The following is a 12,472-nucleotide window of genomic DNA, read 5'->3' as shown; positions in this document are numbered from 1 at the left end:
ATTCGACTGCGGCCGCCACACAACGGCAACAATGTCCGTCAGGAGTACGGCCAGAATGGGGAAGCATGATCCGCTTCGAGCACGTCACCAAGCGCTACGCCGATGGCACGACCGCCGTGGACGACCTGTCGTTCGAGGTGGCGGAGGGCGAGCTGGTCACGCTCGTCGGGCCCTCCGGCTGCGGCAAGACCACCACGATGAAGATGGTCAACCGGCTGATCGAGCCGACCAGCGGCCATATCCACCTCGACGGCGAGGACATCGCCACGGTCGACCCCGTGGAGCTGCGCCGCCGCATCGGCTACGTCATCCAGCAGGTCGGCCTCTTCCCGCACAAGACCGTGCTGGACAACACCGCGACCGTCCCGCACCTGCTGGGCTGGCAGCGCAAGAAGGCCCGTGCCCGCGCGGCCGAGCTGCTGGACCTCGTCGGCCTCGACCCGTCCGTCTACGGCGACCGCTACCCCGATCAGCTCTCCGGCGGGCAGCGCCAGCGGGTCGGCGTGGCGCGCGCCCTGGCCGCCGACCCGCCCGTCCTCCTGATGGACGAACCCTTCGGCGCGGTCGACCCGGTCGTCCGCGAGCACCTGCAGAACGAGTTCCTGCGGCTGCAGTCCCAGGTCCGCAAGACCGTCCTGTTCGTCACGCACGACATCGAGGAGGCCGTCCGGCTCGGTGACCGCATCGCGGTCTACGGCAACGGCCGCATCGAGCAGTTCGACCCGCCGGCGGCGGTCCTCGGCGCCCCCGCCACGCCCTACGTCGCCGACTTCGTCGGGGCCGACCGCGGCCTCAAGCGCCTGTCGGTGACCTCCATCGAGCCCGGCGACCTGGAACAGCCCCCGGTCGTCCACCTCGACGACCGGATCGTCACGGCCGCCGCCCGGCTGGCCGCGGAGGGCGCGCGCTGGGCCGTCGTCCTGGACGACGCGGACCATCTGCACGGCTGGGTCTCCGCCGACGCGCTGACCGGCCCCGCCGACGGCACCGTCCGGCAGCACTCACGGCGCATGGACGCCTGGCTGCCCGTGGGTGCCTCGCTCAAGCAGGCGTTCAGCACGATGCTCCAGCACGACGCCGGGTGGATCGCCGTCCTCGACGGCGAGGAAGCCGACCACTTCCTGGGCGTCCTCACCCCGGCGCGTCTCCACGAGGCGCTGCGACGCTCGATCGACGCGGATGCGCGGGGGGCCGCGCGGGGTGACGTGGAGCTGGAGACGATCCCCGGCCTTTGACGCCCGCACCACCGCTTCGCGGCGGTGTCCTCAAACGCCGGACGGGCTGCGTGTGCAGCCCGTCCGGCGTTTGAGGACAAACACAACCCGCGGCTACGCCGCCTTGGCCGCCGTGCCGCCGTTGTTCTCGTCGTCGTCCTCCGGAAGCTTGCAGACCCGCTCCAGGAAGAAGGCCGCGGCCACCACGCACGCGCCCGCGAGCACGGACGCGCCCGCGTAGATCGCCTGGTCCCGGCGGGCCGGGACCTCCAGGCCGTCGATGAGCAGGAAGACGCCCACCCCGCCGTACATCCCCGCGACCAGCGAGGCGACCAGCGCGCTCGCCTGGCCGAAGACGACCGCGCGGGCGGCCAGCAGCGGGTCGACGCCCTTGGCGCCGGGCCGCCGCTCACGCTGGGCCCGCAGCCGGGAGCGCAGCGAGAAGGCGGTCGCGGCCAGGACGACGGCGATGACCGCCAGCACGATGGGCGCCGCCACCGGCACGCTCGGCAGGGTGCCGACCGAGTCCCACAGCCGGGCGCCCGCCCAGGACAGGATCCCGGCCACCGCGAACAGCCCGACCAGCACACTGACCCGCAGTTGCTTCACTGGGTCGCTCCTCCATGATTCCTCGGCGCACCGGAACTACATGGGCCCAACGGCTACTCGGGCAGTCGAAGTTCCAGGTCGACGCGCGGATTGACGCCGTCCGTGCCGACGCCGGACAGCAGCTCGACGACCGGGCCGCGACCGGGCACCACGGCCTCCGGGTCAACGTCGTACCACGGCACCAGGACAAAAGCGCGCTCATGGGCGCGCGGGTGCGGCAGCGTCAGCAGCGGGTCGTCCGACAGAACGTCCTGATAGCTGACGATGTCGACATCAAGGGTGCGGGGGCCCCAGCGCTCGTCCCGCACCCGCTCGAAGGCCTCCTCGATGGCGTGCCCGCGCTCCAGCAGCGACGCCGGCGGAAGCGTGGTCTTCACCAGCACGACCGCGTTGTAATACGTCGGCTGCGAGTCCGCGTCGACGCCCCAGGGCTGGGTCTCGTACACCGGGGAGACCGCCTTGACCCGCAGGCCCGGGGTGTCCTCCAGCGCGTCGATCGCGCCCTGCAGCGTCTCCAGGCGGTTGCCCAGGTTGCTGCCGAGCGAGATCACCGCCCGCTTGGGGTTGCTCAACGTCACATCGGCGGCGTCCACCTGCTCCACCACGGAGGCGGGCACCGGCTGCACGGTCGGGTCGCTGCTGCTCATACTCGGCTCCGGGTAATCGTGATCGTCACGTCGTCGAACGGCACGGTGATCGGGGCGTCGGGCTTGTGCACGACGACCTCCACCTCCCGTACCGCTTCGTGCTTGAGGCACTGCTGGGCGATGCGCTCGGCCAGCGTCTCGATCAGGTCGACCGGCTCACCTTGCACCACGCCGACGACCTCCTCGGCCACCACGCCGTAGTGCACGGTCTTCGCGAGGTCGTCCGCGTCCGCGGCGGGCCGGGTGTCCAGGCTCAGCACCAGGTCCACGATGAAGGTCTGGCCCTCCTCGCGCTCACGGGGGAACACCCCGTGGTGCCCGCGAGCCTTCAAGCCGCGCAGCGCGACACGATCCACACGAATCACTCCTGCTGGTTGTCGGTGTGCGGGAGCGCGCCGGCCACTGCCGGCACATCGCCCGTCCCCCTGCCTTCGGCCGGGTTACCCATCTTCGAATCTACCTGCGCGCACCGACAGTGCCCGCCCACGGGTGCTATGGACAAGGAGCGCATGCGGTGCTAGCCGACTCCCGCCGCGCTTACCCGATGCCCTCGCGCTCCACCCCTACCCCGCCCGCAAGCAGCTCGAACGAGTGATCACATTCCCCTCACACTGACGCGGCGCCGTGACGGACCCCACGCCCCGCACGTGACGCATGCCACTGGCGCGGCACCCTCCTCGCACGCACCGGCGGCCGGATCACGCCCGCTCCGGACCGCCCGGCTCCTCGTCCTCGTCCTCCTCGTCCTCCCGGCCCGCGAGCACCGGTGAACCGTGGTGGGACCAGACCTTCCAGTCCTCCCCCACCCGCCGGAAGACGTTCGTCGCCACGACCAACTGGCCCACCAGCGGCCCCAGCTCGCCCTCGGTCTCCGCCGGGCCACCGCTGAGGATGTTCTCCGTGCAGGTCACCAGCGCCGTGTCACCGGCCACCGCCACCTCGACATCGGTGAGGAAGAACTGGATGTAGTCGGTGCTCGCCATGATCAGCGCGTACGAGCGGAGCACCTCGCCCCGGCCCCGCAGCACCGGCCACCCCGGGTGCACGCACGAGACGTCGACATCGGGGCTGTCCACCCACAGTCGCTCCATGGCCACCGTGTCGCCGCGCTCCACCGCCTCGTACAGCGCGGTGTTCGCCAGCTCGACCCGCTCGCTGTCCGTACGCGCTGTGCTCACCAGGCCCCCTCGGCGCCGGCCGCGGCCGCTGCGCCCTCTACGGCTCTCGCGACACGGACGGCGTCCGCGCTCGCGCCCACTTCGTGCACCCGTACCGCCCACGCGCCCTCGCGCGCCGCGAGGGCGGAGACGGCGGCCGTCGCCGCGTCCCGCTCGCGGGCCGGCGGCGGGCTGCCCTCGTCCCCGGCCAGTACCCGGCCGAGGAACCGCTTCCGGGAGGCGGCCACCAGCATCGGCAGGTCCAGCTCCCGGCGCAGGTGCGCCAGCCGGGCCACCAGCGCCAGATCGTGCTCGGCGTTCTTCGCGAAGCCCAGCCCCGGGTCCACCACGATCCGCCGGGGGTCGACGCCGCCGTCGACGACGGCCTCCACCCGCTCCCGCAGCTCGGCGAGCACCTCGGCGACCACGTCCCCGTAGACCGCGCGGCTGTTCATGTCGGCGCTGAAGCCGCGCCAGTGCATCACCACGAACGGCACCTCGGCCGCGGCGACCACGGGCACCATCTCCGGGTCGGCGAGCCCGCCGCTCACGTCGTTGACCAGCACCGCACCGGCCGCGACGGCCGCCTCCGCGACCGAGGCCCGCATGGTGTCCACGGACACCACCACGCCCTCGCCCGCCAGACCGCGCACCACCGGGATCACCCGGCGCAGCTCCTCCGCCTCGTCCACCCGCGACGCCCCGGGCCGGGTGGACTCGCCGCCCACGTCGACCAGGTCGGCGCCGCCCGTGACCAGGTCCAGACCCCGCTTGACCGCCGCGGCGGTATCGAACCAGTGGCCGCCGTCGGAGAACGAATCGGGCGTGACGTTGACCACGCCCATCACCGCACAGCGGTCCCACTCCGGCAGCCCGACAGGTCCGAAACGACCGCGCAACGTACTCATGCCACCAGCCTAGGGCGTGCGGCAAAGAGAACGCCCCCTGCCCGAAAGGTCGGACAGGGGGCGTTTTCACGCACTTTTCATTCGGTGCTCACGCGGTCAGGCCGCGCGGGTGACCTCGTTCTGCACGGGGGCGCTGTCCTCGTCCTGCTCGAAGGGCTTCGGCGGCGCCGGGCGGCGGCGCAGCAGCCGCGGCAGCTCCAGGAAGCCCTCCGCCTGCATCATCGCGAAGCCGATGCGCGGCAGGTCGCGGCTGGTCGGGAAGACGATGAAGCGCGGCTCCCAGCGCGGCCGGAACTTCTCGTTGAACTTGTACAGCGACTCGATCTGGAACCAGCGCGAGAGGAAGATCAGCACCGTGCGCTGGATGCGCACCACCGGGCCCGCGCCGAGCTTGCCGCCGCGCTCCAGGGCGGAGCGGAAGAACGCGAAGTTCAGCGACATGCGCTTGATCTTGAGCTCGGGCGCCGCCTGCAGGAAGGCGACGATCAGCAGCTCGTTCATGCCGGGGTCGGCGCTGCGGTCGCGGCGCATGAGCTCCAGCGAGCTGCCCTCCGGGCCCCACGGCACGTAGTGCTGCATGGCCTTGAGGTCACCGAAGGAGACGTCCTCGCCCTCCTCCGGGTCCTTGTGGGCGGTGGCGATGACGGCGTCCAGGTCCTTCGGGTCACCGATCCGGCCCAGCGCCATGGAGAAGCCGCGCTCGTCCTCGGTGTCGCGCCAGGCGTTGGCGGCCTTCTGGACGACCTCGAGCTCCTCGGGGCTCAGGTCCCCGACCCGGCGCACCTTGGTGCTGTAGCCGTTGCGCTCGATGCGCTTGACCATCTGGCGGACGTTGCGCATGGAGCGTCCGGAGAGGCTGAAGTCCGCCACGTCGACGATGGCCTCGTCGCCCATCTCCAGGGCGTCCAGACCGGTCTCACGGGTCCACACCTCACCACCGGTCTCACTGCAGCCGGCGACCGCGGGGGTCCAGGAGTGGCGCTTGGCCAGCTCCATGAACTGCTCTATCGCGCCCGGCCAGGCCTCGACGTCACCGATGGGGTCACCACTGGCGAGCATCACGCCGGAGACGACGCGGTAGGAGACGGCGGCCTTGCCCGACGGCGAGAAGACGACGCTCTTGTCGCGGCGGAGCGCGAAGTGGCCGAGCGAGTCGCGCTCGCCGTGCTTGGCGAGCAGCTCGCGCAGCCGGTCCTCGTCCTCCTCGGTGAGGACGGGCGCCGGGTACGCCGGGCGGAACGCCAGGTACGCCGTGGTGGCCACGGTCAGCAGACCGAGGGCACCGAGGGAGTAGCCGACGGTGTAGTCGACGCCGCCGGTGTAGCGGATCGATCCTTCAAAGCCGAAGAGGCCCCAGATGACGTGCTCGATCTGCTCCAGCACCGGCGGGTCGCCGACCATCTGGTCCGGGTGCGAACCGACGATCACCCAGCCGAGGCCGAAGCTGGCCCCGCCCATGAGCACGAAGTTCGCCACGGCCTTCCAGCGGCTGCGCGGGTCCGGCAGCGCGTTGAAGGAGCTCCGGTGGCGCAGCAGGTACGCGAAGAGCAGCAGCGAGAGGATCGTGCCGGTCGGCGAGTGGCGGTAGATCAGCTGCGCGGCGGCACCGATCGGCAGCACCACGACGGCGGCCAGCCAGGCCCGCTGCTTGGCCCGCTTGAGGCCGTGGGCCAGCATCAGCAGCAGGATGCCGACGACGATGGAACCCGCCGCCGCCAACTGCGTCACCGTGCCGGGCAGCACCTCGGCGAGGGCGTGCACCTTGCTGATGCGGAACCGGGGGATGACCCCGGCCGCGATGTCCGCCAGGCCGATGAGGGCGCCGACCGTACCCACGACGACGGGGACATTCTCGGGCTTGGGCCCTCTGAGGATGCGCGCGAGCCCCGACAGTCGCTTGGCCCCCTCGGGAACCCCATCGGACTTTTTGCCATCTACCCTGACAGACATCTCTTCCCGTCGTCCTGTCGAGTGGACCTGCGCCGTCTGGCGGCAGCGCCCGGACTTTATGCGCCCTGTAGGACGACGGTTTCGGGGTTGAGGTTCCGCCGGGGGCCAAGCCCGGAAAGAAGTAACCATTCCGCGACTCGGGCTTCCGGTCGCTCTGGCAGAAAGCACCTCATGGGTCTCACCAGCATGGCGGTACTGCTGCTGGCCATCTCGGCCGCGGTAGTGCTCTTCGCGTTGACCATTTGGCTCTGGCCCCGTCTGGGCAAGAAGAGCATCGGATCGATCCTCGGCCGCGTCGGCATGATGCTCGCCACGCAGCTGACGCTGTTCGCGGCGATAGGCCTGTGGGCGAACCAGTCCTTCGGCTTCTACGGCTCCTGGGCCGACCTCTTCGGTCAGGTCAAGTCGGAGGGTGTCGTCGTCGACCACAGCGCCACCGGCAAGCGGGTGCAGGTCATCGGCACGCAGGCGGTGAAGGTGCCGCGCGGCGACGTGCCGCGGGTCGGCGGCAAGATCGAGAAGATCAACATCGCGGGCGTCGAGTCGAAGATCAACGGCCCGGCCTACGTCTACCTGCCGCCGGAGTACTTCCAGCCGGAGTACGCGAAGAAGAACTTTCCGGCCTCGGTCGTCCTGACCGGCTACCCGGGCACCTCCGAGGCCCTCATCAAGGGCCTGGACTACCCGGTGCGGGCGCACAAGCTCGCCAAGGCGAAGAAGATGCAGCCCACCATCCTGGTCATGCTGCGGCCGTCCGTGATCGGGCAGCGCGACACCGAATGCATCGACATACCCAACGGCCCCCAGGCCGAGACCTTCTTCACGAAGGATCTCCGCAAGGCGGTCTCCCAGCGGTACCGCGTCGGCGACAAGGCCGCGAACTGGGGCATCATCGGCAACTCGACCGGCGGCTACTGTGCGCTGAAGATAGCCATGCGCCACCCCGAGGCCTACAGCGCCGCCGCCTCGCTCTCCGGCTACTACAAGGCCCTGCAGGACCCCACCACCGGTTCCCTCTTCGGCGGCAGCAAGAAGCTGGAGAACGAGAACAACGTGATGTGGCGGCTGAAGAACACGAAGACCCCGCCGATCTCGGTCCTGGTGACCAGCAGCGAGCAGGGCGAGCACAACTACAAGGACACCCTGAAGTTCATCGAGCTGGCCAAGGACGACGCCCGGGTCTCCTCGATCATCCTCGACAGCGGCGGCCACAACTTCAACACGTGGCGCCGTGAGCTGAACCCCACCCTCCAGTGGATGGGCAGCCGCCTCAGCGCGTAGCGCCCCCGGCCCGCCTAGCGGGCCATGATCAGGCTCATCGCCTCCGCGCGGGTCGCGGGGTCACGCAGCTGGCCCCGCACCGCCGACGTCAGTGTTTTGGCACCGGGCTTCCGGATGCCCCGCATTGACATGCACATGTGCTCGCACTCGATGACCACGACCACACCGCGCGGCTCGAGGATCTCCATCAGCGAGTCGGCGATCTGCGTCGTGAGCCGCTCCTGCACCTGCGGGCGGCGGGCGTAGACGTCCACCAGGCGGGCCAGCTTCGACAGGCCCGTTATCTTCCCGCTCGTCGCCGGGATGTAGCCGACGTGCGCCACGCCGTGGAACGGCACCAGGTGGTGCTCACAGGTGCTGTAGACCTCGATGTCCCGCACCAGCACCATCTCGTCGTGGCCGATGTCGAACGTCGTCGTCAGGACGTCCTCCGGCTCCTGCCACAGGCCCGCGAAGATCTCCTTGTACGCCCGCGCGACGCGCGCCGGCGTCTCGCGCAGGCCCTCCCGGTCCGGGTCCTCCCCGACCGCGATGAGCAGCTCACGGACGGCATTCTCGGCCCGCTTCTCGTCGAATTCTCCGACGGGGCCCTCGATGTCCAGCGTCACCGGGTCGGTCATGGGAGTTGCCTCGTTCTCTCGTACGTTCGCACTGCGCGGCCCGGACATGCGAGATGCCGCACCCCCAGGCTAATAACCTGGGCGGTGCGGCATCCATTCCGGGCCCGTGGGGCACCGGTCACATCCTGCTGGTCAGCTCTCCGGGGTGGCGTTCCCGCCGCCGTAGGAGCGCGGGGCGTCCTCGGGGAGGTCGACCGACTCCACCGGCTGGGCGCCGTTGCTCGGTGCCAGCTCCTTGGGGGAGAGCACCGGCGGGCGGGTCGACGGCGTACGACGCGAGGAACCGGTCCACGCCGGGCGGGCCGGGCGCTTCACGATGTGCTTGAAGACCTCGGCGATCTCCTCCTTGTTCAGCGTCTCCTTCTCCAGGAGGGCCAGAACCAGGTTGTCGAGAACGTCGCGGTTCTCGACGAGGATCTCCCACGCCTCGTTGTGCGCGGTCTCGATGAGCTTCTTGACCTCTTCGTCGACCAGCGCGGCGACCTCTTCGGAGTAGTCGCGCTGGTGCGCCATCTCACGGCCCAGGAACGGCTCGCTGTTGTCCGAGCCGAACTTGATCGCGCCGAGCCGCTCGGTCATGCCGTACTGCGTGACCATCGCGCGGGCCGTGGCGGTGGCCTTCTCGATGTCGTTGGCCGCACCGGTGGTCGGGTCGTGGAAGACCAGCTCCTCGGCCGCGCGGCCGCCCAGCATGTACGCCAGCTGGTCGAGCATCTCGTTGCGCGTGGTGGAGTACTTGTCCTCGTCGGGGAGGACCATGGTGTAGCCGAGCGCGCGGCCGCGGGACAGGATCGTGATCTTGTGCACCGGGTCGGAGTTCGGGGACGCCGCCGCGACCAGGGCGTGACCGCCCTCGTGGTACGCGGTGATCTTCTTTTCCTTGTCGCTCATGATCCGGGTCCGCTTCTGCGGTCCGGCCACGACACGGTCGATCGCCTCGTCCAGCGAGTGGTTGTCGATCAGCTTCTTGTCGCTGCGGGCCGTGAGCAGCGCCGCCTCGTTCAGCACGTTCGACAGGTCGGCACCGGTGAAGCCGGGCGTACGACGGGCGACCGCGCCCAGGTCGACGTCCGGGGCGACCGGCTTGCCCTTCTGGTGGACCTTGAGGATCTCCAGACGGCCCTGCATGTCCGGACGGTCGACGGCGATCTGCCGGTCGAATCGGCCGGGGCGCAGCAGCGCGGGGTCGAGGATGTCGGGGCGGTTCGTGGCGGCGATCAGGATGACGCCGCCCTTCACGTCGAAGCCGTCCATCTCGACCAGGAGCTGGTTGAGGGTCTGCTCGCGCTCGTCGTGACCGCCGCCGAGGCCCGCGCCGCGGTGCCGGCCGACGGCGTCGATCTCGTCGACGAAGACGATGGCCGGGGCGTTGGCCTTGGCCTGCTCGAACAGGTCACGGACCCGGGAGGCACCCACACCGACGAACATCTCGACGAAGTCGGAACCGGAGATCGAGTAGAACGGCACGCCCGCCTCGCCGGCGACGGCGCGCGCGAGCAGCGTCTTGCCCGTACCGGGCGGGCCGTAGAGCAGCACACCCTTCGGGATCTTGGCGCCGACGGCCTGGAACTTCGCCGGCTCCTGGAGGAACTCCTTGATCTCGTGGAGTTCCTCGACCGCCTCGTCGGACCCGGCCACATCGGCGAAGGTCGTCTTCGGGGTGTCCTTGGTGATGAGCTTGGCCTTGGACTTCCCGAAGTTCATGACCCGGGAGCCGCCGCCCTGCATCTGGTTCATCAGGAACAGGAAGACCACGACGATGAGGACGAACGGCAGCAGCGAGAGCAGCACCCCGATGAAGGGGTTCTGCTTCGACGTGGCGATGTTGTACCCGTCGGGCAGCGTGTCCTTGTTGTCGTCATCGGCCTTGGCCTGAAGATCCTTGGAGATCTCGACGCCCTGGTCGCCGATGTAGTTCGCCTGGATCTTGGAACTGCCCTTGACCTTCTGGCCGTCCTTGAGTTCGACCTTGACCTTGTTCTCGTCACCGGTCGTCAGCTCGGCCGATTTCACCAGGTTCTTGTCGATCGCGTTGACGACCTGACTGGTGTCCACCGACTTGTAGCCGCCGGACGAGCCGACGACCTGCATCAACACGACCACGGCGAGGACGGCCAGCACGATCCACATGACCGGCCCACGGAAGTAGCGCTTCACGTCCATCCATACGGGGCGCAAGCGCCCCGTCCCTCCTGCCACAGTGAGGCACGGCCGCCCCTGATCGGGGTGCCTGTGCGTACGGTGTTCTGCTCGACCTTGCAGTGCTTGAAAAAGAATGCTTGAAAAGACTGACCTTCGGACGGTACCCCAGCATTGTCACCCGACGCTGCCGGAGACGGTCAACCAAACCGTCTTCGCATGCTCCAACGGCGGGAACCGTCGGTCGGTTCCCGCCCGCCGGAGAGGGGCCCGGCCCGGGGCCGGATGGCTCAGCCGCCGTAGACGTGCGGCGCGAGCGTGCCCACGAAGGGCAGGTTGCGGTACTTCTCCGCGAAGTCGAGGCCGTAACCGACGACGAACTCGTTGGGAATGTCGAAGCCGACCCACTTGACGTCGATGGCGACCTTGGCCGCCTCCGGCTTGCGCAGCAGGGTGACGACCTTGAGGGACGCCGGCTCGCGCGAGCCCAGGTTCGACAGCAGCCACGACAGCGTCAGGCCGGAGTCGATGATGTCCTCGACGATCAGGACGTGCTTGCCCTTGATGTCGGTGTCGAGGTCCTTGAGGATCCGGACCACGCCGGAGGACTGCGTGCCCGCGCCGTACGAGGACACGGCCATCCAGTCCATGGTCACGGGCGTCGACAGCGCACGCGCCAGGTCCGCCATGACCATCACGGCGCCCTTGAGGACACCGACGATCAGCAGGTCCTTGCCCGCGTACTCCGCGTCGATCTCCGCCGCCAGCTCGGCCAGCTTCGCGTCGATCTCTTCCTTGGTGATGAGCACCGACTTGAGGTCGGTGCCCATGTCCTTGTCGTCCACCCGCGCCACTCCGCTTGTTTAGGCTCATCCGGCTCATCCGAGGCGAGCCGAGGCTCGTTCGCTGCTCGTTCGAATCAGCCCTGCCGGAGCACCAGTCTGCCACCCTGCCTGCGAACCGCGACGCGCCCGGGCAGGTTGATGGCCCCCTGGCCGCGCCAACCGGTGATCAGACGGTCGACTTCCTCGATGTGCCGGGCGAAGAGCGAACCGGCCGGGGAGCCCGCCGAAATGGCCGCGCGGCGCAGCACACGGCGGCGGACCGCGGGGGGCAGCCGGTAGAGCTTCGCGGCCTCCAGGGCGCCCGTCTCGTCGCGTACGGAGGGCTCCACGTCGGCGGCCCAGGCGTCGAGGGCGTCCGCGTCGTCCCGGGAGAGCCGGGCGGTACGGGCGAGGGCCTCGACGACGCCCTTGCCGAGCGCCTTCTCCAGGACGGGCAGCGCCTCGTGACGGACCCGGGAGCGGGTGTACGCCGGGTCCTCGTTGTGCGGGTCGTCCCAGACGGGGAGCGACTGGACCATGCAGGCCTTGCGGGCGGTCTGCCGGTCCAGACCGAGGAAGGGCCTGCGGTAGCGGCCGCCGGCGCCGGAGGCGACGGCCATGCCGGACAGCGAGCGGATGCCCGAGCCGCGGGCGAGCCCGAGCAGCACGGTCTCCGCCTGGTCGTCGCGGGTGTGGCCGAGGAGGACCGCGGCGGCGCCGTGGCGCTCCGCGACGGCGTCCAGGGCGGCGTAGCGGGCGTCACGGGCGGCGGCCTCGGGGCCGCCCTCCCTGCCCACGGTGACCGTCACGGCCTCGACGGGGTCGAGACCGAAGGCGGCGAGACGGCTGACGACCTCCGCGGCGCGGAGGTCCGAGCCGTGCTGGAGGCCGTGGTCGACGGTGACCCCGCCGGCCCGGACCCCGAGCCTCGGGGCCTCGAAGGCGAGGGCGGAGGCGAGCGCCATGGAGTCGGCGCCGCCGGAGCAGGCGACGAGGACGAGCGGCCGGCGGTCCCCGGAGGGCACGGCGGCGGGCGGAGCGAGGGTGAGGACGTCGTGGAGTACGCGGCGGACCGCCAGGCGTATCGCGGCGACCGCGGGATGTGGACCCATGTCCCTGTGTC

General features: G+C 70.1%; 12 protein-coding genes. 2 read left to right on the top strand and 10 right to left on the bottom strand.

Features of this window, described 5'->3' with window-relative positions; genetic code table 11:
* Positions 1–65 precede the first annotated feature (65 nt).
* Positions 66–1,235 (top strand): ABC transporter ATP-binding protein, encoded by a 1,170-nt coding sequence (locus AB8O64_RS20195; protein ID WP_370420453.1) that lies wholly within the window; start codon positions 66–68, stop codon positions 1,233–1,235.
* Between the two features lie 93 nt (positions 1,236–1,328).
* Here the strand turns inward: AB8O64_RS20195 and AB8O64_RS20190 are convergent, their stop codons facing one another.
* From AB8O64_RS20190 to AB8O64_RS20165, 6 genes are all read right to left on the bottom strand, one after another.
* Positions 1,329–1,823, bottom strand: a complete 495-nt coding sequence (locus AB8O64_RS20190; RefSeq protein ID WP_370420451.1) for a DUF3180 domain-containing protein — start codon at positions 1,821–1,823, stop codon at positions 1,329–1,331.
* A 53-nt stretch (positions 1,824–1,876) separates the two neighbouring features.
* Positions 1,877–2,470 carry a 2-amino-4-hydroxy-6-hydroxymethyldihydropteridine diphosphokinase gene (gene folK, locus AB8O64_RS20185; RefSeq protein ID WP_370420450.1) on the bottom strand — a complete coding sequence of 198 codons (594 nt, stop codon included), beginning with the start codon at positions 2,468–2,470 and terminating at the stop codon, positions 1,877–1,879.
* Positions 2,467–2,826, bottom strand: coding sequence for a dihydroneopterin aldolase (gene folB / locus AB8O64_RS20180; protein WP_130878302.1), 360 nt, complete (start codon positions 2,824–2,826; stop codon positions 2,467–2,469). The genes folK and folB overlap by 4 nt, the downstream gene beginning before the upstream one ends.
* 342 nt (positions 2,827–3,168) lie before the next feature.
* The gene (locus AB8O64_RS20175; protein ID WP_370420449.1) at positions 3,169–3,648 is read right to left on the bottom strand and encodes a nuclear transport factor 2 family protein; all 480 of its coding nucleotides are present in this window, start codon (positions 3,646–3,648) and stop codon (positions 3,169–3,171) included.
* The gene (gene folP, locus AB8O64_RS20170) at positions 3,645–4,535 is read right to left on the bottom strand and encodes a dihydropteroate synthase (RefSeq protein ID WP_356451518.1); all 891 of its coding nucleotides are present in this window, start codon (positions 4,533–4,535) and stop codon (positions 3,645–3,647) included. Before folP ends, AB8O64_RS20175 begins: the two co-directional genes overlap by 4 nt.
* A gap of 96 nt (positions 4,536–4,631) precedes the next feature.
* On the bottom strand, positions 4,632–6,485 hold the full coding sequence (locus AB8O64_RS20165) for a phosphatidylglycerol lysyltransferase domain-containing protein (protein WP_365211231.1): 1,854 nt from the start codon (positions 6,483–6,485) through the stop codon (positions 4,632–4,634).
* Between the two features lie 171 nt (positions 6,486–6,656).
* Here AB8O64_RS20165 and AB8O64_RS20160 point away from each other — a divergent pair, with 171 nt between their 5' ends.
* A complete protein-coding gene (locus tag AB8O64_RS20160) occupies positions 6,657–7,766 on the top strand; it encodes an alpha/beta hydrolase (RefSeq protein ID WP_370420447.1) in 1,110 nt (369 codons plus the stop codon).
* Between the two features lie 14 nt (positions 7,767–7,780).
* Here AB8O64_RS20160 and folE read toward each other — a convergent pair whose 3' ends face one another.
* The 4 genes from folE to tilS form a co-directional block, all read right to left on the bottom strand.
* On the bottom strand, positions 7,781–8,386 hold the full coding sequence (gene folE / locus AB8O64_RS20155; protein WP_130878307.1) for a GTP cyclohydrolase I FolE: 606 nt from the start codon (positions 8,384–8,386) through the stop codon (positions 7,781–7,783).
* A gap of 132 nt (positions 8,387–8,518) precedes the next feature.
* Complete coding sequence (ftsH, locus tag AB8O64_RS20150; RefSeq protein ID WP_356451552.1) at positions 8,519–10,549, bottom strand: ATP-dependent zinc metalloprotease FtsH; 2,031 nt, start codon at positions 10,547–10,549, stop codon at positions 8,519–8,521.
* A 266-nt stretch (positions 10,550–10,815) separates the two neighbouring features.
* Positions 10,816–11,355 carry a hypoxanthine phosphoribosyltransferase gene (gene hpt / locus AB8O64_RS20145; protein WP_130878793.1) on the bottom strand — a complete coding sequence of 180 codons (540 nt, stop codon included), beginning with the start codon at positions 11,353–11,355 and terminating at the stop codon, positions 10,816–10,818.
* Positions 11,356–11,444: 89 nt separating this feature from the next.
* Positions 11,445–12,461 (bottom strand): tRNA lysidine(34) synthetase TilS, encoded by a 1,017-nt coding sequence (tilS, locus tag AB8O64_RS20140; RefSeq protein ID WP_130878308.1) that lies wholly within the window; start codon positions 12,459–12,461, stop codon positions 11,445–11,447.
* Between the last annotated feature and the right edge of the window lie 11 nt (positions 12,462–12,472).

This window comes from Streptomyces sp. QH1-20 (assembly GCF_041283565.1).
Taxonomy (GTDB): Bacteria; Actinomycetota; Actinomycetes; order Streptomycetales; family Streptomycetaceae; genus Streptomyces; species Streptomyces syringius.
Note: the sequence above shows the minus strand (reverse complement) of the source record. Positions and strands in the feature narration are given on the sequence as shown.

Bases quoted from the DNA above. Each gene is read 5' to 3' on its own strand.
- AB8O64_RS20195 (WP_370420453.1), top strand. From the start codon at position 66: ATGATCCGCTTCGAGCACGTCACCAAGCGCTACGCCGATGGCACGACC.
- ftsH (WP_356451552.1), bottom strand. From the start codon at position 10,549: ATGGACGTGAAGCGCTACTTCCGTGGGCCGGTCATGTGGATCGTGCTG.
- folE (WP_130878307.1), bottom strand. From the start codon at position 8,386: ATGACCGACCCGGTGACGCTGGACATCGAGGGCCCCGTCGGAGAATTC.
- hpt (WP_130878793.1), bottom strand. From the start codon at position 11,355: ATGGGCACCGACCTCAAGTCGGTGCTCATCACCAAGGAAGAGATCGAC.
- folP (WP_356451518.1), bottom strand. From the start codon at position 4,535: ATGAGTACGTTGCGCGGTCGTTTCGGACCTGTCGGGCTGCCGGAGTGG.
- folK (WP_370420450.1), bottom strand. From the start codon at position 2,470: ATGAGCAGCAGCGACCCGACCGTGCAGCCGGTGCCCGCCTCCGTGGTG.
- tilS (WP_130878308.1), bottom strand. From the start codon at position 12,461: ATGGGTCCACATCCCGCGGTCGCCGCGATACGCCTGGCGGTCCGCCGC.
- AB8O64_RS20160 (WP_370420447.1), top strand. From the start codon at position 6,657: ATGGGTCTCACCAGCATGGCGGTACTGCTGCTGGCCATCTCGGCCGCG.
- AB8O64_RS20165 (WP_365211231.1), bottom strand. From the start codon at position 6,485: ATGTCTGTCAGGGTAGATGGCAAAAAGTCCGATGGGGTTCCCGAGGGG.